This window comes from Nisaea sp. (genome assembly GCF_039990255.1).
Classification (GTDB): domain Bacteria; phylum Pseudomonadota; class Alphaproteobacteria; order Thalassobaculales; family Thalassobaculaceae; genus Nisaea.
In genome coordinates this window covers 63,699-86,759 of the sequence record NZ_JBDXGG010000025.1, presented here as the reverse complement: position 1 = coordinate 86,759, position 23,061 = coordinate 63,699, and the positions used below count along the sequence as shown (strand labels likewise).

Sequence of the window (23,061 nt, the reverse complement as noted above, 5' to 3'; positions counted from 1 at the left end):
GACACGCCTCGACCGCGATGGCACTTGATTGGACGTATTCATTTTTCGATCAACCGTGCATCGACAAGCCGCCCGAAACGGAAATCACCTGGCCGGTGATGAATCCTGCATCGTCGGAAGCCAGGAAGCAGATTATTCCGGGGTAATCGCTCGGCTGCGCCAGGCGCTTCATCGGAATGGCCCGCTTGAGGCCTTCCGCGATCTTTTCACCAGCGTCGCCCTGAGCGACCTGGGCGAAGAGGGGCGTATCGGTCGGGCCCGGCGCAACCGCGTTCAGCTGAACGCCTTTGCGCGCCAGTTCCCGCGCCACGGTCTTGGTAAAGGAGATGATGCCGCCTTTGCAGGCCGAATAAACCGCCTCGCCCGACGATCCGACGCGGCCGGCGTCGGAGGCGATGTTGACAACGCGGCCGCCGCCATTCTTGACCATGCCCGGAAGCACCGCGTGATGCATGTTCAGCGGACCGTAGAGGTTAATGTCGATGATTTTTTTCCAGAGATCCGCGTCTGTATCGAGGAATGGCTTGATCACGTCCCATCCGGCGTTGTTCACCAGGACGCTTATCGGACCTCCGGCCTCGAACTCGGCAACGGACTTGTCAACCTGGGCGCGATCGGTGATGTCTACCTTGAAAGCCACGGCCTTGCCGCCCGCATCCCGGATCAGGCGGACGGTCTCCTGTGCGCCTTCTTCGTTCAGGTCGAACACCGCGACCTCTGAACCTTCCTCGCCGAACCGTTGACAAACGGCGCGGCCAATGCCGCTTCCGCCTCCGGTGACAATGACACGTTTGCCATTCAATCCATGCATTTGGGCTGCCTTCCTACTTCTGTGAGCACCTTTGTGAGAGCTGCTGAGCTAGAGGGTGCGCTTAACAATATTCTAACAATCGTTAGATTTATCGCAATAGACAGTCCTTTGTCCAGTTGTTATGTAAGCCATATGTGTATGCAGCCGCCTCAAGCATGCCTTGCCGGCGACGTTCAGAGCAAGGCGGAAAGGACCCGCGAGGAAATCCTCCGCGCGGCAGCGCGTCTATTCCGCTATGAGGGATTTAATTCGACGTCGATGCGGGAGATCGCACGTGAAGCGAACATCGAAGCCGGGAGCATCTATTACCATTTCGACTCAAAAGAGAAGATACTGGATGTGGTGCTCGACATCGGTGTCCGGCGTCTATACAATGAGGTGGCTAGGATAATTAGGTGTGCGGGTGCAAATGACGAACCCTTCCGCGAAACTTTCGCGAAACTGGTCGACACGCATCTGACCTTCCTTTTGATAGATAGCGACTTCACGTCTGCGAATATCCGAAACTACCCGATGTTGTCGGAGGAAGCACGACGCGCTCACCGGGAACTGCGCGGCTCATATGCTAAGTTGTGGGGTGGATTCCTGCAGAACGCCCGCGACAAGGGTCTATTGCGCAAAGACATTTCAGTTTCTCCCATCCGCCAATTCATCTTGAGTGCGATGAACTGGACCGTTGAATGGTACGAAGTGAAACGTTATCCGGTCAGTATTCTCTCAGAACGCATGAGCAGATTGATCCTGGACGGAATGTGCGACAAGCGTCGTCCGGGAAGTAGCCTCCCCAAGCCATACGTCATAGCCCTCCCGGAGCCGGTCGAGCCCCACGGAAAAGCGGCCAGGACACGTAGCGAAGTCCTGCGCGCGGCCGCGCGCGTTTTGAGAGATAGGGGGTACAAGGCTACGACGATACGCCAGATCGCTGTTGAGGCAAATATGGAGGCGGGCAGCGTCTACTATCATTTCAAATCAAAAGAGAAGATAGTAGACGAGGTGTTGCAAACCGGATTGAGCGACCTACTTGTCGGTGTCAGTCGCGTCATTGAGCAGTTCGGGGAGCCCAACGATCATTGTGCCAGAATATCGGCGGCCATTTCGGCTCATATGGATTTCCTATTCAGGGCCAGCGAGTTCACGTCGGCAAATGTCCGTAGCTATGGAATGTTGCCCACGAAGCTTCGTCGCAGGCACCGGGTTATCCGTCACGAATACGCGGCTGTTTGGGACAAGATGTTGTCCGATGCGCAGCAAAGCGGTGCTGTGAGAAAGGACATACAGATCGTTCCTCTGCGCCAGGTCATGCTGGGAGCCTTGAACTGGACCGTTGAATGGTTCGACCCACGGAAAGCGGGACTGGAAGGATACCACACCCTGTCCGTGTTTTCCGACATGCTGGTAAGGCTCCTTTTCAACGGAATCAGCGAGGCGGAACAACCGCTTAGAGAGGGGAGCTCTAACGGCTTACTTCGCGCTCGCGAAGGCTCAGACCAATAGGAAGTGATACAAGCCCTCGGCGACGGATTTCTCCGGGCTTGCCTGCCAGGACAGTACTCTTACACTTGCGATACGCGATCCCTTCCGCGTCACGGTCGCCTGCGCAGTCAGCGGTCCCTTCACACCAGGTCTGAGGTAGTCGACGGTCAGGTTGATCGGCTTGGCTGGCACATCCGCGAAATCGGGTTGGACTGCAATGGCGGCTGTGGCTTCCATGAAGCTGGCGATAATCCCCCCGTGGTAATGCTCCATAATCGGGTTTCCGATATGGCGCGAATCAAACGCCATCTCGGCTTTGGCATGGAACTTGCCCACTTCCAGAATATCAAAGTTCAGAAAGCGGAAGAACGGAACCCGGAAAACATTCATGTTGACGGCTTGCAGGTCCATCTTATGGCTTTCCCCTGGTCATTGCCTCAAACAGGCTGGTTTTGCCGCGCGTCAACGCAAACGAGGCAGTCCCGCGCGCGATTTCATCATCGACATGATTGTCAAACCAGATGCTGCCGGAATTGAAGGCGATATGGCGTGTCTTGCGATAGCAATGGGCGCGGACGATCACATCGGCGCGCGATCGGGCGGGGCGCAGGTAATCGACCCGCAGATCCAGCGTGGCCATGGTGCTGACGCCCTCGATGGCGACGAAATTCGCGAGCCCGAAAACACTGTCGAGCAGCGCGGTCAGAATGCCGCCATGCAGCAGGGTCTGATCGCTGTCGACACAGAAATCGGGATTGAACGGCATCCGCACCTGGACAGCTTCGGTCGAGACCTCCTCGATCTTCAACGCCATGTGGGTGATCAGCCCCTTCCCGCGCGCGTTCCACATCTGCGCGATCTGGTCCATCTTTTCTTGCGTGATTTCGGACATTCAATCTGTCTTTCAGCGGCCGGTGAAATTCGGTTTTCGTTTTTCCAGAAAGGCCGCGATGGCTTCGTGATGGTCTTCGGTCTGGTGCATCAAGGCCTGATATGCCGCGGCCGCATTCAGGAAATCGGGAAGATCCATGCGTTCGGCGTTGCGCAACAGGCGTTTGGCGACGCGCACGGCCCGAGGCGGCTTGGATGCGATGACCGCGGCGCGTTCGCGGGCACATTCCATCAGCATATCATGGGCGACGACTTCTAGCACCATGCCCAGCTCGAGCGCCTCTTCGGCGCCCACCATCCGGCCCGAAAAGGTCAGGTCCGCCGCTTTCTGATGCCCCAGTCGGCGCAACAGGAACCAACTGCCCGCATCGCCGGGAATGATGCCGAGATTGATGAAGACCTCGCCGAACTTCGCGTTCTGCGAGGCAATGCGCATGTCGCACATCATGGTCAGATCGCACCCGGCGCCGACGGCCGCGCCATTCACGGCCGCGATGGTCGGGATGTCGAGGTTGTAAAGAGCCTGGGGCAGGCGCTGTACCCCATCGACATAGCTTTGAGCGGTCGCAAGCGGCTCCTTGCGGAACACGCTGTCGGGGTCGTTCATCTCCTTGATGTCGCCGCCCGCGCAAAAGGCCGGGTCGGCGCCTGTCAGGATCATGACGCTGACTTGCGGGTCTGCCTGCACCTTCGCGAAGGTCTCCAGAAGCGCACCGATCATGTCATTTCCGGTAACCGGGTTCCGGCGCGCGGGGTCGTTCAGCGTGACCGTGGCGATCCGGTCGGAGATGTCCAGCAGGACTGGGGTCTCACTCATTCTTTCCATCTCCGCGCTCGCGCTTTTCGAACATCTCGGGGTTGATCATGTCACGTGCGTCGTGTCCCAGATGCAGGGTTTCGCCACCATCCACATAAATGTCTTCGCCCGTGATGAATTCCCCCAATCTGGACGCAAGGAATATGATCGTGCCGGAAATGTCCTCGGCCGCGCCCATCCGGTTCAGAACCGAACGGTTCAGCTGTTTCCAGTGGTCCGGCGAAATGGGATAGCGTCCGAGCGCCTCGGTCTTGATCGTGCCCGGGGCGACGCAGTTCAGGCGGATGCCGTATTCGCCCCACTCGGCGGCCAGCGTTTTCATCATGCCCGTCACACCGGCGCGGGCGGCGACGGTGTGCGTGAACCCGGTCAGCGCGGTTCGGGCCGAAATGGCCGTGACAAAAACGATCGATCCGCCGTTGTCGTACATGAAATGATCCGCCGCGGCGCGGGTCATCTGCCACGATCCGATCAGATTGTTGCGGATCACGGCCTCAAAGCCCTTGTTGGTGATATCGCGGGCGGCGGCGATGTATTGCCCGCCCGCGTTGTTCACCAGCACGTCAAGCCGACCGTAATGGCCCTTGATGCGCTTCATCGCCGCTTCGATGCTGTCTTCGTTGCGGGTGTCGCCCGGCACCACGAAGGCCTCGCCGCCTGCCGCGCGGATCATCTCTGCGGTTTCCTGCAGGGGGTCTTCGCGGCGCGCGAACAAGGCCAGCCTGGCTCCGCAAGAGGCCATTTCAAGCGCTGTGGCGCGCCCCATGCCGGACCCCGAACCTGTCACCAGGGCAACCTGGCCGGCCATGAGATCGGATGCGTATCTCTGTTTCTGCTGTGTCATGGCGCGCCTCAGTTCTTCAGAAGCTCACCGGAGATGATCAGCTTGCGCACCTCCTGTGTGCCCGCGCCGACCTCCAGCACCCGGCCCGTGCGGAACAGCCGGTTCACCTCGGTGTCGCGCATATAGCCCGAGCCGCCGTGGATCTGCACCGCCTTGTCCAGCACGAACGAGGTTGCCGCGGCGGCCTTGAAGATCGCGGCGGCGGTCAGCTTGTGGATCTCGCCGCGCCCGCCGGCGCCCTCTTCCAGGCCCTCGCACATGGCCGCCGTCTTCAGCGACAGGCTGCGCGCCGCCTCGATTTGGGTGTACATGTCGGCCAGCATCGCCTGTACCATCTGGAAACTGGCGATGGGCTTGCCGAATTGCTGGCGGGTCTTGGCGTAGTCGATCGAGATATCGAGCGCCCGCTGCGCGATGCCGAGCGCGTTGAAGCAGACGATGGCGCGTTCCAGATCCAGACCGGACATGGTGACGGCCACGCCGCCGTCGAGCTTGCCGACCATGTTGCGGGCGGGAACGCGGCAATCCTCGAACACCAGTTCCCCGGTGGGCGAGCCGCGGAACCCCATCTTGTTCAGCTTCTGTGCCACCTTGAAACCGGGCGTGTCGGTTTCCACGATGAATGCGGAAATGCCCTTGGCGCCCTTCTCGGGCGAGGTCTTGGCATAGACCAGCACCAGATCGGCGACCGGCCCGTTGGTGATGTAGATCTTGGCGCCGTTCAGGATGTAGTCGTCGCCGTCCTTCCGCGCGGTAGTGCGCATCGAGCCGAGCGCGTCCGACCCGGCACCGGGTTCGGTCAGGCCCAGGGCGCCGATCAGCGAGCCGTCGCAGAGGCCTGGCAGATATTTTTTCCGCAGATCATCATTGGCGTTGCGGTAGATGTTGTTGACGCACAGATTGTCGTGGGCCACATGGGTCAGCCCGATGGCGGCCGAGGCGCGCGACAACTGCTCAGTGATGATGCAGGCCGAGGTGAAATCCAGCCCGGCGCCGCCGAACTCGGGCGGAACGTTCAGCCCGAGATAGCCCATCTCGCCAAGTGTCGGAAAAACCGAGGCCGGCAGGTCGTCGGTGTTGTCCATCTCCGCGTTCAGGTGATGGAACTCGGAGAAAAAGAACTTGCCGGCCTGATCGGCCAGCGCCTGCTGCTCATCGGTCATGAAATGCGAGGGCAGGTCGGGGGCATTGCGGAAAGTCTGGTTCATAGTCATGTCCTCCCTCAGGCGCGCAACAGTTCTTCGGCGATGATGATCTTGCGCACCTCGCTGGTGCCGGCGCCGATCTCCAGAAGCTTGTTGGCGCGATAGAGCCGGTTGATCTCGGTGTCCTGCATGTAGCCGGAACCGCCATGGATGTGGCAGGCCTCGGTCACCGCCTTGTTGAACGCCTCGCCGGCGTAAAGACAGGCCGCCGCGGTCAGCTTGTGGATCTGGCCGCGGCCGCCGGCGCCCTTGGGCAGGCCGACGCAGGCCGCCAGTGCCCGGTGGCCAAAGGCGCGGGCGGTCTCTAGCTCGATATAAATCTCGGCCAGTTTCGACTGCACCATCTGAAAGCTTGCGATCGGCTTGCCGAACTGTTCGCGGAGCTTGGCGTATTCCAGGCCCAGTTCCAGGGCGCGCTCGGCCATGCCGACACAGACCGAGGCGACCATGGCACGTTCCAGGTCCAGCCCGCTCATCACCACCGATACGCCGCTGTTTTCGGCGCCGACCAAGGCCGAGGCCGGCACCCGGCAATCCTCGAACAGTAATTCCCCTGTGGGCGAGCCGCGGAACCCCATCTTGTCCAGCTTCTGCGCCACCTTGAAGCCGGGATTGTCCGTCTCGACGATGAACGCGGAAATTCCCTTGGCGCCCTTGGACTTGTCGGTCTTGGCATAGAGCAGAATCACGTCGGCGATCGGGCCGTTGGTGATGTAGATCTTCGAGCCGTTGATGACATAGTCGTCGCCGTCTTTCCGCGCCGTCGTCGCCATCGAACCCAGCGCATCGGACCCCGCGCCGGGTTCGGTCAGGCCAAGGGCTCCAACGAGTTCGCCCGAGCAAAGGCCGGGAACGTATTTCTTCACCTGCTCTTCCGAGCCGTTGCGCAGGATGTTGTTAAGGCACAGGTTGTCATGTGCCCCGTGCGACAGCCCGACGGCCGGGTTCCATTTCGAAATCACTTGAGATACCAGTGCCTGGGTGAATTCGTCCTGACCTGATCCCCCCAATTCTTCTGGGGCGGTGACGCCCAGAAGCCCAAGTTCGCCCATCTGCTTGAACAGATCCTCGGGCCACCATTCTTCCGCATCCATTCTTTCCTGCAGCGGATGCAGCAACTCGCGCGAAACGCGGTCCACATGATCGACGATCTGACGCTGTTCGCCTGTCAGCGAGTAATTGGCCTTTATGGCCTCTAGCTCGGCCAACTTCGGCCCTGCCTGAACACTCATTCCAAATCCTCCCAATCGGCTTGGCAGCTTCCACTGTTGACCAAAATCAAACATATGTTAGAAAATATTTCAAGGCACCGCGTTCATGGTCGGGCGTTGAGTGCGATTGGGTGGCGCAAATGGGGGGGCAGGGAAAATGACCGATCAGGTTGTGCTTTGTAAGAGCGACGGACGCGAGATCCGCATCACGATTAACCGTCCCGACCAGCGAAATGCGTTGAACCGGGACGTCGCTGAGGGGATCATTGCTGCGATCTCAAAAGCGGAGGCCGATCCCGGCTGCCGCGTAATCGTGCTGACGGGGGCGGGCGAACGCGCCTTTTGTGCTGGTGGCGACATCAAGGCGGGTGCCGATGGTGGCCCGTTTGTGATGGACCCCTCCGAGCCGGGCCACTTTGCCGGTCAGTTGTTCGAGAAAATCGAGGCCTGCAAGAAGCCGACCATCGCGCGAATCAATGGTGTGGCGATGGGCGCGGGCGCAGGTATCATCTGCGCCTGTGATCTCGCAGTAATGGTCGATCACGCCCGGATTGGAACGCCGGAGGTAAAGGTGGGCCTGTTTCCCATGACAATTGTGCCGTCGATGATGCGGGTGCTGCCCAGGCGGCGGCTGATGGAGATGTTCATCACCGGTGTACCTCTGACGGCAGAAGAGGCGCTGCGCTACGATTTGGTGAATTACGTGACAGAGTCAAGCAGCCTGGATGCCAAGGTCGATGAGCTGGTCGCCCAGATCGCCGCGCAATCGCCGACCGCGATCCGGCTGGGCAAATACGCCTGTCACGCGATGGAGGACATGACCTATCCGCAGCAAATGCGGTTTGCCGAATCGCTGTTACCGCGGGTGGCGCAGACGGAAGACGCGCGAGAGGGCTTCGCGGCCTTCATCGGCAAGCGCATGCCGGAATGGACCGGGCGCTGAGCCCAGGCAGGAGGACGATATGCCGGATCGAAAGCTGCGCATAGGATGCGCGTCCGGCTTCTGGGGCGACACGCCGGAAGCCGTTGGGCAATTGGTGAACAAGGGCGGGATCGACTATCTGGTGTTCGATTACCTGGCCGAGGTGACGATGTCGCTGATGGCGCGTGCGCGGGCGAAGTCGCCCGAGGCAGGGTTCGCCCCGGATTTCGTCAGGGCGCTGGTACCCTGGCTGGCCGAGATCAAGGCCAAGGGGATCAAGGTAGTGGCCAATGCCGGCGGGGTGAACCCGCGCGGCTGCCGCGACGCGCTGGCCAGGGCGGCCGAGGCGGCGGGCGTCGACATCTCTATCGGCGTCGTGCTGGGCGACGACCTTCTGGACCGCGCGGACGAAATCCGCGCCCGCGGCGAGACAGAAATGTTCTCGGGCGCCGCCTTCCCCGGGGATGTCTGGAGCATGAACGCCTATCTGGGCGCTCGCCCCATCGCCGTGGCGCTGGATGCGGGAGCCGAGATCGTGATCACGGGGCGCTGCGCCGATAGCGCGGTGGCGCTGGGCTCCTTGATGCATGAATTCGGCTGGAAGGATGACGATTGGGACAAGCTCAGCCAGGGCTCGCTGGCCGGCCACCTGATCGAATGCGGCCCGCAGGGCACGGGGGGCAACTTCACCGACTGGAGGGACGTGCCCGGCTGGGACGACATGGGCATGCCCATCGTCGAGGTCTCCGAGGACGGCAGCTTCGTCATGACCAAGACGCCGGACACAGGCGGCCTGGTGGTGCCCGGATCGGTCGGCGAGCAGATGCTGTACGAGATCGGCGATCCGCGCGCCTACCTTCTGCCGGACGTGATCTGCGACTGGTCCGGGGTCACCCTGGAGCAGGTCGGCCCCGACCGGGTGCTGGTCAAGGGCGGCAGGGGGTTGGGGCGCACCGGCAGCTACAAAGTCTCGGCGACCCATGCCGACGGGTGGCGCGCCATCACTACGCTTACGCTTGCCGCTATCGACGCCCCCGCCAAGGCTGAGAGGGTTGCCGAGGCAATTTTGACACGCTGCCGCCGAATTTTCCGCAACAGGAACCTCGCTGATTTCCGGCAGGTCAGCGTCGAGGTGCTGGGCGCCGAGGCCGCCTATGGCGCCAATGCCCGGGCACAGACGCGCGAGGTGGTGCTGAAGATCGGCGCGGTCCATGACGATCGCGCCGCGCTGAATATCTTTGCCGGAGAAATCGCACCGATGGCGATTTCGACCGCGCAGGGTCTGACCGGGTTCTTCGCCGGACGGCCCAAGGTGCAGCCGGTGGTGCGGCTGTTCTCTTTCCTGATGGACAAGGCCGATACTCCCCTCGCGGTCGAGGTCGACGGCGCGGGTGTGCCCGTCGCCATCGCTGCCGAGGCGGTGCGCCTCGATCCGCCCGCGGCGCCGTCGGCGGAAGGCCGCGAGGCCGGTCCGGACGCGGTCAAGGTGCGGCTGGTGGACTTGGCCTGGGGCCGCTCCGGCGACAAGGGGGACATCGCCAATATCGGCATTCTGGCGCGCAAGCCGGATTACCTGCCCTATATCCGCACCGCCCTGACCGAAGAGGTGGTGAAGGGCTACTTTGCACACCTCTGCAACGGAGTGATCGAGCGTTTCGACCTGCCGGGCAGCAATGCACTGAACTTCCTTCTGCACGAGTCTCTGGGCGGCGGCGGCATCGCCTCGGTCCGCATCGATCCGCAAGGCAAGGGCTTCGCGCAGATGCTGCTCGACATCGAAATACCCGTGCCCGCCGATCTGGCCGCGCGCGACGGGCTGCGCCCTGCCAAGAGTGCGTGAAAGGAAAAAAATGAGCATTTCCAAACTGCTTGTCGCCAACCGGGGCGAAATCGCGGCACGCGTGCTGCGCACCGCCATGGCGCAGGGGCTGGCAACTGCCGTCCTGCGGCATACCTTCGAACAGGAGGGGCCGGCCCACCTGATTGCCGACGAGGTGGTGACGATCGAGGGGCCGACCCCGGTGGCGGCATATCTCGATATCCCGCAGATCGTCGAGGCGGCAATGCGGATCGGCGCGGATGCGGTGCATCCCGGCTATGGATTTCTCTCCGAGAACGCGGGCTTCGTGGCCGCGCTGGAACAGGCGGGCATCACCTTCGTCGGCCCGACGTCGCAGGTCATCGACCTGATGGGCGACAAGGTGCGCGCGCGGGCCTTCGTCGAGGAGCGCGGCTTTCCCGTCGCTCCCTCCGCCATTGAGGACGACGATCCGGCGAGTTTTGTCGAACGCGCCCGCGCCGTTGGCTATCCGCTGCTGATCAAGCCCTCGGCCGGCGGCGGCGGCAAGGGCATGCGCGTTGTGCGCGAGGACCGCACGCTGGAGACCGAGATCGAAACCGCGCGCCGCGAGGGCGAGCGCTATTTCGGCGACGGGCGGCTGTTCGTGGAACGCTACATCGAACGCCCGCGCCATATCGAGGTGCAGGTGATGGGCGACGGGCAGGGCGATGTGGTCCATTTCTGGGAACGCGAATGCTCGATCCAGCGCCGGTTCCAGAAGATCATCGAGGAAACGCCCTCTCCGGCGCTCTCACCCGAGCAACGTCTGAACATCTGCGAGACCGCCGCCGGGATTGCCCGCGCCGTCAACTATCGCGGCGCCGGTACGGTCGAGTTCATCTATGCCCCAGATGGCGCGTTCTATTTCTTGGAGATGAACACGCGTCTTCAGGTCGAACATCCCGTGACCGAGATGGTAACGGGCTTCGATCTGGTCGCCGAGCAGTTGCGCATCGCGGCGGGCGACGGGCTCAGCGTCTCGCAGGCCGACATCCCGCAGATTGGTCATTCTATCGAACTGCGTATCTGCGCCGAGGATGCGACGGCCGATTTTCGCCCCGCGATCGGCGATATCCTGCTGCTGGACGAACCCCGTGGCGAAGGCGTCCGCGTGGACAGCGGCATTCTTGACGGCGGCAAGGTCACGACCGACTTCGACCCGATGCTTTCCAAGCTTATCATATACGGCGCCGATCGGGCCGAGGCTATTGCTCGCGCGCGGCAGGCGGTGCGGAACTACGTCATCCTCGGGGTGACGACCAATACCGGCTATCTGGATGCGATCCTCGCCCATCCCCGCTTCGCCTCGGGTGACGTCTCGACAGGTTTTCTGGCCGAAGAGGCAAAGACGCTGACCACGCCGGGCGATGACGTGTCCGACCTGCTGATGGCGGCGGCGGCCCTGTCGGACGAACGGTTGGTGGCCGAAGTGATGCAGATACCGGCGATGCACCGCAAGATGGGTGGGTGGAGAAACTGATGCGCAGGATATTCCAGGTCGGCGGCGTCGAAACCGAATGCTGGCTCATCCATGATGGGAGCCGCTTTATCCTGAACACGCCCGATGGCGCGGTTCCCTGCCAGTTGGACGCAACCGGGGAACCGGGCGGCCATGTCCTTCGGACGCGGGGCGTCGTGCAAGAGCTGCGGCTCGCCATCGGACCCGATTCGACCTTCGTGCACCTGAACGGTCGGGCGTACGAGATTGGGCGGGTCGATCCCGCTCGGCGTCTGGCCGGAAGCGATGGCGGCGCAGCAGATGACCGCATCGTGGCGCCGATGCCGGGGGTCGTCGTGTCGGTGGCGTTCAAACCCGGAGACGCCGTCAAGGAAGGGCAGCCCCTGCTGGTAATCGAAAGCATGAAGCTGGAGACCACCCTGTCCGCGCCGCGCGACGGCGTGATCGCCGAGATGCCATTTGCCGCCGGCGACAGTTTCGGGCTGAAGGCCGTCCTTGCCCAGTTGGCACCGGAGGAGAAGTGACCATGCGCCGGATTGAAAGCCAGATCGACACCAACGCGGCCGACTTCAAGGCCAATTTCGCCGCGATGTCAGAGCGGTTGAAAGAGTTCCACGCCCGCCAGCACGCGGCCCGCTACGAACGCCCGCAGCGCGACATCGAGCGTCTGGCCCGGCAGAACAAGCTGGGCGTGCGCGATCGGCTGGAACTGCTGCTGGACCCCGGCACGCCGTTCCTGGAGTTTTCAACCCTGGCCGCCTGCCGCGAATACGATGGCGCGGTCCCCGGCGCCGCCGTGGTGACCGGCATCGGCATCGTACAGGGTCGCGAGGTCGCCATTCACGCCAACGATGCCAGCGTCAAAGGCGGCGCATGGTATCCCCATACGGTGAAAAAGGTCGTGCGCCTTCTGGATGTGGCGCTGGAAAACCGCCTGCCGGTCATCCATATCTGCGACAGCGCGGGCGGTTTCCTGCCCTTGCAGCACGGCGTCTTTCCCGACCGGTATCTGGGAGGGCGGGTGTTTCGCAACCAAGTCAAGCTGAGCCAGGCCAATATCCCGCAGATCGCCGTGGTCGGCGGGCACTGCACGGCTGGCGGCGCCTATGTGCCGACGCTGAGCGACTACAACATCATCATCGAAGGCACAGGGGCGATCTTTCTGGGCGGTCCGCCGCTGGTCAAGGCGGCCACCGGCGAGGAGGTCGGCGTTCAGGAACTAGGCGGCGCGGTCATGCACACCTCAGTTTCGGGCACGGGCGACTACCGCGCCGCGACCGAACAGCACGCCTTTTCACTGGCCCGCGAGATTGTCGGCCAGTGGAAGCGCACGCCGAAAACGATCATCGAAACCGCGGCCTTCGAGGAGCCTTACTACGATCCAAAGGAACTCTACGGGATCATTCCCAAGGACCGGAAAACCCAGTTCGACATGCGCGAGGTTCTGGCCCGGATCGTGGACGGTTCGCGCTTTCACGAATATCAGCCCGACTATGGCACCACGATGGTGTGCGGCTTTGCCCATATCTGGGGCTACAAGGTCGGCATTCTTGCCAACAACGGGGTGCTGTTCAACGACAGCTCGCTCAAGGCCGCGCATTTCATGCAGCTTTGCAACCAGAACCGCACGCCTCTGGTTTTTTTCCAGAACATCACCGGTTACATGGTGGGCCGCGAATACGAAGAACGCGGCATCGCCAAGGACGGCGCCAAGATGCTGATGGCGCAGGGCGGCTCGGTCGTGCCTAAATTCACCGTGATCGCCAATGCGTCTTACGGGGCAGGCAATTACGGCATGTGCGGGCGGGCCTGGGATGCGCGCACGCTGTTCATGTGGCCCCAGGCCGAGATCGGCGTGATGGGCGCGGATCAGGCTGCCAACACCATGGCGGACGTCAAGATCCGGCAGCTTCAGCGCGAAGGCAAAGAGCTGACCGAAGAGGAGATCGCCGCGATCCGCGAACCGGTGCTGGAAAGATACAAGCGCGATGTCGAGGCCTATACCTCGACCTCGGAATTGTGGGACGACGGCATCCTCGACCCGGCCGATACGCGCAACGCGCTCGGCATGTCGATCTCCGCGTCTTTGAACGCGCCGATCGACGAGCCGCATTACGGGATATTCCGGCTGTGAGGACCCCGGGGGCGGCACTGTATCGCCGCCCCGACAGAACAGGTCCCAAGCGTTTCAGTTGGGCTGGCGCCGTGCCTCCTGGATGGACACGACGTCCGAGGCCGCCATTTCGGGGCGGTTCTCTTCCACCCTTCCTAAAGGCGCGACGGGCTTTAGCCCGGCCAGGCAATCCCGCGCAAGTTGCTGGTATTCCGCGGTGCCGCGCGTCTTCCATGCCACTTCCTTTTCGGTGACCTCTCGGATCACCTTGGCCGGCGATCCGACCACCATCGAGCGCGGCGGGACCACCGTCTCGCCGCGCACAAAGGCTTGGGCGCCGACGATCGATTCCGCGCCAAGGATCACCCCGTCCATGATGACGGCATTCATGCCGACCAGAGCGTTTCGTCCGATGGTGCAGCCATGTAGGATCGCGCCGTGGCCGATATGGCCGTCCGGTTCCACCACCGCGTCGCGGCCAGGGAAGGAATGCAGGATGCAATTGTCCTGAACATTCGCGCCATCCCCGACCACGATCCGTCCGAAATCGCCGCGCAGGCTGGCTCCGGGGCCGATGTAGCAACCGTGACCGAGGATCACGTTTCCGATCAGCATCGCCTGGGGATGAACGAAAGTGTCCTCGGGAATGACCGGAACGAAGCCTTTGAATTCGTAACAGTTCGCCATGTCGTGCTCCATCGACTGCCGCGGTTATCCGTCAATGCTGGACCCGTATGCAGGAGTTCCCTCAATTGCCTCGCCAGTCTGGTTCCCCTCCAGGCTCGCGGAATTTGCAAACGCTGACAACCGGGATGCTCCTGCTTTTTACCATAAAGCGCCAAACCGTATCCTTGATTGGCTCATGCGACGTTATCCAAACAGTTGTTAGAAAAATGTTCAAGCACGTCGCGCCCTAATGTAGGATATTGACACGACTTCATTCCGGCATCTAAAAATCTAACAATTGATAGAAAATGCGTGGCGCCGGTATCGGAGTGCCCGAACGAAAAGGGAGCGAGAGAAATGAAGGACAAAGCGTATGTCGCCGGCGTCGGGATGGTCCCGTTCCAGAAACCTGGGAAATCGGAAAGCTATGACGTGATGGCCGCGACTGCCACGCGCGCCGCGTTGGCCGATGCGGGGCTCGACTATGACAAGGTGCAGCAGGCCTATGTGGGCTATGTTTATGGCGACAGCACCTGCGGCCAACGGTCGCTGTATCAGGTCGGCATGACCGGAATTCCGGTCGTGAACGTGAACAACAACTGCTCGACCGGATCCTCGGCGCTGTTTCTGGCGCGCCAAGCGGTCGAGAGCGGCGCTGTGGACTGCGCCCTGGCGCTGGGTTTCGAGCAGATGCAGCCCGGCGCGATCGGCGCGATGTTCCACGACCGGGTCAGCCCCTTCGCCTCGTTCGACGAGGAAACCGACGATCTCGTGGGCAACCCGGAGATCCCGCTGGCGCTGCGCTATTTCGGCGGCGCCGGCAAGGCGCATATGGAGGAGTTCGGCACGACGCTGGAAACCTTCGCCAAGATCCGCGCCAAGGCCAGCCGCCACGCCGCCAGGAACCCGGTTGCCCTGTTCCGGCAGGAAGTGACGCCCGAAGAAGTCATGGCGGCCCAGGTCGTCTGGCCGGGCGTGATGACAAGGCTGATGGCCTGCCCGCCCACCTGTGGCGCGGCCGCGGCGATCATCTGCTCCAAGGAGTTCGCCGACAGACACGGGCTCGACAGCTCGGTGCGGATCGCGGCGCAGGCGATGACGACGGACGGCCCCGAGACCTTCAACGCCCATGACATGCGCGAGGTGGTCGGCTTCTCGATGGCCAAGCGCGCGGCCGATCAGGTCTACGAGGCGGCGGGCATCGGGCCGCAGGATATAGACGTGGTCGAGCTGCACGACTGCTTTGCCCATAACGAGCTGATCACCTACGAGGCGCTCGGCCTTTGCGGGCGCGGCGATGCGGCGAAATTCGTCGATGATGGCGACAACACCTATGGCGGCAAATACGTGACCAACCCGTCCGGCGGTCTGTTGTCCAAGGGGCATCCGCTGGGGGCGACCGGCCTTGCGCAATGCACCGAGCTTGTCCAGCAGCTGCGCGGCCAGGCCGATGCGCGCCAGGTCGACGGCGCGCGCCTGGCGCTGCAGCACAATCTGGGCCTCGGCGGGGCCTGCGTGACCACGCTTTATGAAAAAGCCTGACGAAACGGATCGGGAGGAGACGTCATGACGGGAAAACTCGACGGGCGCGTGGCGCTGGTTTCGGGGTCGGGCCGGGGGATCGGCCGGGAAATCGCGCTGAAACTGGCCTCGGAAGGGGCGCGCGTGGTGATCAACGATCTGGACGCCGATCCGGCCAATGAAACCGCCGAGGCGGTGCGCGCGATGGGTGCCGAGGCCGTGGTCTGCGCCGGTAGCGTCACCGAAGGCGGGTTCGCCGAACGGTTCATCAAGACCGGCGTAGACAGCTTCGGCGGGCTCGATATCATCGTGAACAACGCAGGCTACACTTGGGACAGCGTCGTTCAGAAGATGTCCGACGAACAGTGGCAGGCGATCATCGACGTCCACCTGACGGCACCCTTCAAGATCCTGCGCGCCGCCCAGCCGGTGATCAGCGCCAAGGCCAAGGAAGAAGCCGCCGCCGGGCAGGAAGTGTTCCGCAAAGTGGTTAACATTTCGTCCATCGCGGGGACCGGCGGCAATGCCGGTCAGATCAACTATTCCGCCGCCAAGGCAGGCATTCTGGGGGTCACCCGGACGATGGCCAAGGAATGGGGGCGCTACAAGGTGAATGTGAACGCGGTGGCGTTCGGTCCGATCCGCACCCGCCTGACCGAAGGCAGTGCAAAAGGCGACAGCACGATCAAGGTCGAGGACAAGGAGATCAAGGTCGGCGTGAATCCCGATCTTCTGTCGCAGATGGAGCGGATGATTCCGCTGGGTCGTGTGGGCACGCCGCAGGAGGCCGCCGGCGCCGTCTATCTGTTCTGCTCGCCGGAATCGAACTTTATCTCGGGCCAGCACATTATTTGTGGCGGCGGGTTCGTGATCTAGAACTTCGACCCGGGCCCTGTAATCGGGTCCATTGAAGAACGTGCTCGTCCGGGCGGCCATAAGAGGTTTGCTCGGATTTTTCCAAACTCCAATCCAAAACGTTCAGGACGGTTGACTCACTGGCTTCATGTGCCTAACAGTCGTTAGTTAGGTGTTGAGGTAAAATGAAGACCCATGGCTGATACCCACGCGAGCAAGGTCAACGAGACATCGCGCAGCGCGGTCGGGCGGGATGGCGTGCTGGATATTGCGGCGCGGCTTTTCCGTGAACAGGGCTACGGGTCCGTATCGCTCAGAAAAATCGCCGATGCCGCCGGGATCAAGGCGGGCAGCATATATTACCATTTCGGCTCTAAGGACGAGATCGTTGCGGCGATCCTCGATGCCGGCATCCAAGCGGTTCACGACCGGATGCGCCAGGCGGTGTCGGCGCAGCCGGCCGGCGCAAGCGCCGAGGCCGTCCTGCGCGCCGCGATCGAGGCGCATCTGCGCGCGCTTCTGGATGTCAGCGATTATTCCTCGGCCAATGTGCGCATCTTCGGGCAGGTTCCACAATCGGTCCGCGATGCCAACCTTCCCACGCGCCGCGCCTACGAGGCCGAGTGGGACAGCCTGCTGGCGCGGCTCCGCGACAAGGGAGCGCTGAAACCGGATGTAGACATCCGCCGCCTGCGCCTGATGCTGATCGGCGCTCTCAATGCCACGCTGGAATGGTTCGATCCGAAACGCGGCAGCGCCAGCGCGCTATCGCAATCCTATGCCGATGTGTTCCTGCACGGCATCCTAGACGATACCGGGGGTTGAGGGTTGGCGCGACTTGAAACCGCGGTACTGACCGCATCCGAAGTCTTTACCCGCAACCACGCGGCGCAGCGCGCGCGGGTCCAGACCCTACGCGACCGCGTCGCCGCGGCAACGGCGGGCGGACGTCCCGATATGGTCGCGCGGCACCGCAAGCGCGGCAAGCTTCTGGTGCGGGAACGGATCGACCTGCTGGTCGATCCCGGCACCGCGTTTCTGGAACTGTCGTCGCTGGCCGCTTACGGGCAATACGGGGGCGAGGTGCCCGGCGCCGGGATCGTCACCGGCATCGGCATCGTCCACGGGTTGCCCTGCATGATGATCGCCAATGATGCCACCGTGAAGGGCGGCTCCTTCTACCACGAGACAGTCCAAAAACACATCCGCGCCCAGGAAATCGCGGCTGAAAACCGGCTGCCCTGTCTCTATCTGGTGGATTGCGGCGGGGCCTATCTGCCTGAACAGGACCGGGTCTTTCCCGATGCCCGCCATTTCGGCAATTCCTTTTATCGCCAGACCAACATGTCCGCCAGCGGCCTGCCGCAGATCTCGGCCGTGTTTGGCGGCTGCACGGCGGGCGGGGCCTATATCCCGGCGCTGTCGGACGAGGTCATCATGGTGCGCGGCAACGCGCGCATCCATCTGGGCGGGCCGTCGATCGTCAAGGTGGCGATCAACGAAGAGGTCGATGGCGAAACGCTGGGCGGAGCCGAGATGCATTCGCGCGTTTCGGGGGTGTCCGACCATCTGGCCGAAGATGAGTACCACGCATTGGCACTTATGCGCGACATCGTGGCCGAACTGGGCCAGTCGCGCCAGATGCATCCGGACCAGCCCCCCGAAGCGCCCGCCCACGATCCTGAAGAGCTGCTTGGCGTGATCAGCGCCGACCGCAAACAGCCCTATGACATGCGCGAGGTGCTGTTGCGGATGATCGACGCGGGCGAGTTCCGCGAGTTCAAGCCGGGATGGGGCGAAACGCTGGTTTGCGGTACGGCGCGCATCCACGGCTATCGCGTTGGTATCCTGGCCAACAACGGGGCGCTTTTGTCCGACAGTTCGCTGAAAGGTGCGCAATTCGTGTCGATGTGCGATCAGCGCAATATCCCGCTTCTGTTCCTGCATAACATCTCAGGTTTCATGGTCGGCACCGAGGCCGAGCGCGGCGGTATCGCCAAGGACAGCGCCAAGCTGGTCTATGCCATGTCCGTTGCCAAGGTGCCGCGCCTGTCGGTTCTGCTGGGCGGCTCATACGGGGCCGGAAACTACGGCATGTGCGGGCGCGGTTTCGCGCCGAATTTCCTCTTTGCCTGGCCCACGGCGGAACTTGCCACCATGTCCGCCGACATCGCCACCAACGTGATGCTGGAACTGCGCCGCCATAAGGGGGGCGAGCCGGAAAAGCTGGCGGCCGACCTTGCGAAGATCGAGGCTGAGGTGCGCGCCCAGTATGGCGAACAGTCCGATCCCTATTACGCCACTTCGCGGCTTTGGGATGACGGGCTGATCGAACCGGGCCAGACACGCGACATCCTCGGGCTTTGCCTGGCCATTGTCTCTTCGGTGCCCGAGGCCAGGCGCCATACCCCCGTGTTCAGAATGTGAGGGCCGGACGTGACCGAGAGCCATGAAACGATCCTTGTCGAAACGGATGCGCGCGGCGTCGCCACGGTAACGCTGAACCGCCCGGACAAGCACAATGCCCTGAACGGCGATCTGATCGCCGAACTTTACGGCGCAGCCGTGAAGCTGGCCGCCGATGACACGGTGCGCGTCGTGGTGCTGACCGGCAACGGCAAAAGCTTCTGTGCCGGGGGGGATTTCAACTGGTTCGCCTCCAACGTCGAAAAATCGCGCGCCGAGCGGGTGGACCAGAGCGCCACGCTGGCGCGTTTGCTGCGCCGCCTTGATACCCTGCCCAAACCGCTGATCGGAAAGATCAACGGACCGGCCTATGGCGGCGGGGTCGGCATGATTTCGGTCTGCGACTACACGATCGGTGCCGAAGGCGCGCGGTTCGGTCTGACCGAGGTCAGGCTCGGCCTGCTGCCGGCCAACATCTCGCCCTACGTCGTGGCCCGCATCGGCAAGGTGCATTCCCGCGAAACCATGCTCTCCGGGGCGCTCTTCGACAGCACACGCGCCGAACGGATCGGTCTGTTGACCGAAGTCGTGGCCGCCGATCAGTTGGATGCAGCGGTTGAGAAAGTGGTGCATGATCATCTGCAGGCCGCCCCTGGCGCCGTGGCCGATACCAAGGCGCTGGTCGCCTATGTCGCGTCCCACGATCTGGAAACCAACATGATCTACACCGCCGACCGGCTGGCCGATGCCTGGGAGACGGAGGAAGGCATCGAGGGGATCAACAGCTTTATCAACAAAGCCATCCCGTCATGGCGGGTCAAATGAGTTTCACTCGCGTCCTGATCGCCAACCGGGGCGAGATCGCCCGCCGCATCCAGCGCGGGTGCCGCAAGCTGGGGCTGGAAAGCGTGGCGGTGTTTTCGGAGGCCGACCGCGACGCGCCCTTCGTGACCGAGGCCGATCACGCCCTGTGCATTGGCGGGGCCGCGCCGTCGGAAAGCTATTTGAACGTCGATGCCATCCTGGACGCCGCCCGTGCGGCCGGGGCAGGGGCGGTGCATCCGGGCTATGGCTTTTTGTCTGAGAATGCCGGTTTCGCCGCTGCGGTCGAGGCGGCGGGCCTCGTGTTCATCGGGCCGGGACCTGACGCGATCGCCCGCATGGGATCCAAAATCGAGGCCAAGGCCGCCGCCGAAGCCGCAGGTGTGCCTGTGCTGCCGGGCTATCGCGGCGAAGGTCAGTCCGACGCGCGATTGCTGGAAGAGGCCAAGGCGCTTGGCACGCCGTTTCTGGTCAAGGCCAGCGCGGGCGGCGGCGGGCGCGGGATGCGGCTTGTCACCGACCTGGGCGACGCCCCCGGGGCGATTGCATCAGCTCGGGCCGAGGCGAAAGGCGCCTTCGGCGATCCGGCGGTGTTCCTCGAACGCTATGCGCCCCGTGTCCGCCACGTCGAAGTGCAGGTGCTCGGCGATACCCACGGCACCGTGCTGCATCTGGGCGACCGCGATTGCTCGCTGCAACGCAACCACCAAAAGCTGATCGAAGAAGCCCCCGCCGCCGATCTTCCCGAGGCTGTGCGCGACGACATGCGCGCCGCGGCGGTGCGGCTGGCGCAGGCAATCGGCTACCGCTCTGCCGGCACTGTGGAATACCTCTATGATCTGGCCCGTGGCGAATACTACTTCCTCGAGATGAACACCCGCTTGCAGGTGGAACACCCCGTGACCGAGGCGATCACCGGCATCGACCTGGTCGAATGGCAGTTGCGCATCGCGCGGGGCGAGCCGCTGACACTGGCGCAATCGGATGTGCAATTCGACGGGCACGCAATTGAAATCCGCATCGCCGCCGAAAACCCGGGCGAAAATTTCCGCCCCGAAACGGGCCAGATCACCCTTTGGGCGCCGCCCTCAGGCGTGCGGCTGGATACGGGAGTAGAGTGCGGTTCGGTCGTCGGCCACCACTACGATTCCATGATTGCCAAGCTGATCGTCCACGCGCCGGACCGGGCCGGGGCGATCCGCCGGGCGATCACCGCGATCGATGCTTTTGCCGTCGGGGGCGTCGGCCTGAACCTGGCCTATCAGCGCGCGCTTCTGATCCATCCCGATTTCCGGGCGTTCCGGCATCACACGTCGGGCCTGGCCGAGATGTTCCCCGACGGCTGGACGCACCCGGCCCCCGAGGCGCAGGACATGGCGCTCGCCGCGATGGCGTTGCATCTGCATCTCGCCCCGGCGGGCGCATCGCCATGGGAAAGCCTCGGGTCATGGCGGCTCACCGCGCCCGCAGGGCGAGCCGGCGCGGTATCTTATTGGGACACAGCCAATGAAGAGCCGATCCGCATGACCGGCTCAGGGGCAGAGCTTGCCGCCGGGCTGCCGGACGGCCAAACGGTCGCTGCCGAGGCCGCCGCCTTGGCCGGGGACCGCCTGCACGGACGTATCGGCGGCGTCCCGTTCTCGCGCATAGCCCATGTCGAACGCGCCGGCGATCGTTGGCGGGTGCATCTGCAAACCCCCGCCGGGATGATAGCGACGGACCTGCGCACGCTGGAGGGCCGGCACCTGAGCCGCGCGGCGGGCGGGCCCGCCGGAGTCGACACCCTGGTGGCGCCGATGCCGGGCGCCGTGGCCGAGATTCGCGTCGCGCCCGGCGACCATGTCGCCGCCGGCGACACGCTGGTGGTGCTGGAAGCGATGAAGCTCTTGCAGAGCCTGCGCGCGCAGGTCGCGGGCGTTGTGGCTGAAATCTATTGCGCGCCGGGCGACACCGTCGCCGGGCACGCCCCCCTCGTCAAACTCGATCCGGAGGACAAGAGATGAACAGACAGGATGCAATCACCTCCGCCGGCGGGCCGTTCAGCGATGACCTCGAGATGATCCGCGGCCAGTTACGGCGCTTCATCGAGACCGAGGTGACGGCCAAGGCCGACGCCTGGGAAAGGGACGGCATGGTACCGCGCGACGTGTTGCGCCGGATGGGCGATCTGGGCGTGCTCGGCATGCGCTATGACGAACGATACGGCGGCGCGGGCCTCGATGTGATGGCTAGCGTGATGCTGGCCGAAGAGGTGGGGCGTTCCACCTTCGGCGGCTTCTCGGCCACGGTTCTGGTGCATACCGACATGGCCTCGCCGCATCTGGAGAACGCCGGTACGCCCGAACAGAAGGCGCGCTGGATGCCGTCGATCACCTCGGGTGAAAAGATCACCGCCGTTGCCGTGACCGAACCGGGCGCGGGATCCGACGTGGCCGGCATGCGCACCCGCGCGGTGCAGGACGGGTCGGACTGGGTGCTGAACGGCACCAAGATGTTCATCACCAACGGCGTTCATGGTGACCTTTACTTTGTCGGGGCCAAGACCGACCCCGATGCCAAGGGTTCGCGCGGGATCACCATGTTCGCGATCGAAAAGGGTACACCGGGCTTTTCGATCGGCCGGGCGCTGAACAAGACCGGCTGGCTGTGCTCGGACACGGCCGAGCTGATCTTCGAGGATGTGCGCGTGCCGGCCGAGAACGTGCTGGGCGAGGTCAACCGGGGTTTTTACTCGGTGATGAAGAACTTCCAGAACGAACGCATCGTGCTGGGCGCAATGGCCTGCGCAGAGGCGCAGACCGCGCTGGACATGACGGTGGATTATGTCAAGCAGCGCAAGGCCTTTGGCGGCGTTTTGTGGGACAAGCAAGTGGTGCGTCAACGCCTGGCCGACTGTCAGACGCGGATTGCGGCAGGACGTCAGCTTGTCTATCACGCCGCGGGTCTGGACGCGGCGGGCCGTGACTGCGTGAAAGAGGTCTCGATGGTCAAGGCCTATTGCGGCGAACTGGTGAACAGCGTGCTCTACGACTGTGTCCAGTTCCATGGCGGCATGGGCTACATGCGCGAAACACCGGTGGAACGCATGTCGCGCGATGCCCGCGTTCAGGCCATTGGCGGCGGCGCCAGCGAAGTCATGCTGGAAGAAGTCGCCAAGCGGATGTGAATGAACACGCCATAGTTATGGGAAACTATTGAAAGGAAG

At 63.1% G+C, this 23,061-nt stretch carries 21 protein-coding genes; 13 read left to right on the top strand and 8 right to left on the bottom strand.

What is annotated here, in order from left to right:
• Positions 1–49: 49 nt before the first annotated feature.
• Positions 50–811 (bottom strand): glucose 1-dehydrogenase, encoded by a 762-nt coding sequence (locus ABJ076_RS22725; RefSeq protein ID WP_348195865.1) that lies wholly within the window; start codon positions 809–811, stop codon positions 50–52.
• Positions 812–949: 138 nt separating this feature from the next.
• On the opposite strand from ABJ076_RS22725, the gene ABJ076_RS22720 reads away from it, so the two are divergent.
• Entirely contained in the window at positions 950–2,305 is a 1,356-nt protein-coding gene (locus tag ABJ076_RS22720; RefSeq protein WP_348195863.1) for a TetR family transcriptional regulator, read from the top strand.
• Here ABJ076_RS22720 and ABJ076_RS22715 read toward each other — a convergent pair.
• Genes ABJ076_RS22715 through ABJ076_RS22690 form a run of 6 tightly spaced genes read right to left on the bottom strand, consistent with a single transcriptional unit; the run spans position 2,294 to position 7,273 of the window.
• Positions 2,294–2,695 carry a PaaI family thioesterase gene (locus ABJ076_RS22715; protein WP_348195861.1) on the bottom strand — a complete coding sequence of 134 codons (402 nt, stop codon included), beginning with the start codon at positions 2,693–2,695 and terminating at the stop codon, positions 2,294–2,296. The genes ABJ076_RS22720 and ABJ076_RS22715 overlap by 12 nt on opposite strands.
• A 1-nt stretch (position 2,696) precedes the next feature.
• Positions 2,697–3,176: a PaaI family thioesterase gene (locus ABJ076_RS22710; RefSeq protein ID WP_348202925.1), complete on the bottom strand. Its 480-nt coding sequence runs from the start codon at positions 3,174–3,176 to the stop codon at positions 2,697–2,699.
• A 12-nt stretch (positions 3,177–3,188) separates the two neighbouring features.
• Positions 3,189–3,992, bottom strand: coding sequence for an enoyl-CoA hydratase-related protein (locus ABJ076_RS22705; protein WP_348195858.1), 804 nt, complete (start codon positions 3,990–3,992; stop codon positions 3,189–3,191).
• Positions 3,985–4,800 carry an SDR family oxidoreductase gene (locus ABJ076_RS22700; RefSeq protein WP_348513299.1) on the bottom strand — a complete coding sequence of 272 codons (816 nt, stop codon included), beginning with the start codon at positions 4,798–4,800 and terminating at the stop codon, positions 3,985–3,987. The genes ABJ076_RS22705 and ABJ076_RS22700 overlap by 8 nt, the downstream gene beginning before the upstream one ends.
• Before the next feature lie 44 nt (positions 4,801–4,844).
• Positions 4,845–6,044, bottom strand: a complete 1,200-nt coding sequence (locus ABJ076_RS22695) for an acyl-CoA dehydrogenase family protein (protein WP_348195857.1) — start codon at positions 6,042–6,044, stop codon at positions 4,845–4,847.
• A 14-nt stretch (positions 6,045–6,058) separates the two neighbouring features.
• Complete coding sequence (locus ABJ076_RS22690) at positions 6,059–7,273, bottom strand: acyl-CoA dehydrogenase family protein (protein WP_348195856.1); 1,215 nt, start codon at positions 7,271–7,273, stop codon at positions 6,059–6,061.
• Positions 7,274–7,409: 136 nt separating this feature from the next.
• On the opposite strand from ABJ076_RS22690, the gene ABJ076_RS22685 reads away from it, so the two are divergent.
• From ABJ076_RS22685 to ABJ076_RS22665, 5 genes are read left to right on the top strand one after another with little or no spacing between them, the layout of a single operon-like run.
• The gene (locus ABJ076_RS22685; protein WP_348195855.1) at positions 7,410–8,195 is read left to right on the top strand and encodes an enoyl-CoA hydratase-related protein; all 786 of its coding nucleotides are present in this window, start codon (positions 7,410–7,412) and stop codon (positions 8,193–8,195) included.
• A gap of 19 nt (positions 8,196–8,214) precedes the next feature.
• Positions 8,215–10,014: an acyclic terpene utilization AtuA family protein gene (locus ABJ076_RS22680; RefSeq protein ID WP_348195854.1), complete on the top strand. Its 1,800-nt coding sequence runs from the start codon at positions 8,215–8,217 to the stop codon at positions 10,012–10,014.
• Positions 10,015–10,024: 10 nt separating this feature from the next.
• The gene (locus tag ABJ076_RS22675) at positions 10,025–11,494 is read left to right on the top strand and encodes a biotin carboxylase N-terminal domain-containing protein (protein ID WP_348195853.1); all 1,470 of its coding nucleotides are present in this window, start codon (positions 10,025–10,027) and stop codon (positions 11,492–11,494) included.
• Positions 11,494–11,997, top strand: coding sequence for a biotin/lipoyl-containing protein (locus tag ABJ076_RS22670; protein ID WP_348195852.1), 504 nt, complete (start codon positions 11,494–11,496; stop codon positions 11,995–11,997). The genes ABJ076_RS22675 and ABJ076_RS22670 overlap by 1 nt, the downstream gene beginning before the upstream one ends.
• Positions 11,998–11,999: 2 nt before the next feature.
• Positions 12,000–13,607, top strand: a complete 1,608-nt coding sequence (locus ABJ076_RS22665; RefSeq protein ID WP_348195851.1) for a carboxyl transferase domain-containing protein — start codon at positions 12,000–12,002, stop codon at positions 13,605–13,607.
• A gap of 54 nt (positions 13,608–13,661) precedes the next feature.
• On the opposite strand, the gene ABJ076_RS22660 is transcribed toward ABJ076_RS22665, so the two are convergent.
• Positions 13,662–14,273 carry a transferase hexapeptide repeat family protein gene (locus tag ABJ076_RS22660; RefSeq protein WP_348195850.1) on the bottom strand — a complete coding sequence of 204 codons (612 nt, stop codon included), beginning with the start codon at positions 14,271–14,273 and terminating at the stop codon, positions 13,662–13,664.
• Between the two features lie 336 nt (positions 14,274–14,609).
• Here ABJ076_RS22660 and ABJ076_RS22655 point away from each other — a divergent pair, with 336 nt between their 5' ends.
• From ABJ076_RS22655 to ABJ076_RS22625, 7 genes are all read left to right on the top strand, one after another.
• Positions 14,610–15,794, top strand: coding sequence for a lipid-transfer protein (locus tag ABJ076_RS22655; protein WP_348195849.1), 1,185 nt, complete (start codon positions 14,610–14,612; stop codon positions 15,792–15,794).
• Positions 15,795–15,818: 24 nt separating this feature from the next.
• Positions 15,819–16,649, top strand: coding sequence for an SDR family oxidoreductase (locus ABJ076_RS22650; RefSeq protein ID WP_348195848.1), 831 nt, complete (start codon positions 15,819–15,821; stop codon positions 16,647–16,649).
• 174 nt (positions 16,650–16,823) lie between these two features.
• Complete coding sequence (locus ABJ076_RS22645; RefSeq protein ID WP_348195847.1) at positions 16,824–17,453, top strand: TetR/AcrR family transcriptional regulator; 630 nt, start codon at positions 16,824–16,826, stop codon at positions 17,451–17,453.
• Positions 17,454–17,456: 3 nt separating this feature from the next.
• Positions 17,457–19,055, top strand: coding sequence for a carboxyl transferase domain-containing protein (locus tag ABJ076_RS22640; protein ID WP_348195846.1), 1,599 nt, complete (start codon positions 17,457–17,459; stop codon positions 19,053–19,055).
• Between the two features lie 9 nt (positions 19,056–19,064).
• On the top strand, positions 19,065–19,859 hold the full coding sequence (locus ABJ076_RS22635) for a crotonase/enoyl-CoA hydratase family protein (RefSeq protein WP_348195845.1): 795 nt from the start codon (positions 19,065–19,067) through the stop codon (positions 19,857–19,859).
• Positions 19,856–21,859: a biotin carboxylase N-terminal domain-containing protein gene (locus ABJ076_RS22630; protein ID WP_348195844.1), complete on the top strand. Its 2,004-nt coding sequence runs from the start codon at positions 19,856–19,858 to the stop codon at positions 21,857–21,859. Before ABJ076_RS22635 ends, ABJ076_RS22630 begins: the two co-directional genes overlap by 4 nt.
• Positions 21,856–23,022, top strand: coding sequence for an acyl-CoA dehydrogenase family protein (locus ABJ076_RS22625; protein WP_348195843.1), 1,167 nt, complete (start codon positions 21,856–21,858; stop codon positions 23,020–23,022). Before ABJ076_RS22630 ends, ABJ076_RS22625 begins: the two co-directional genes overlap by 4 nt.
• The last annotated feature ends 39 nt before the right edge of the window (positions 23,023–23,061 follow it).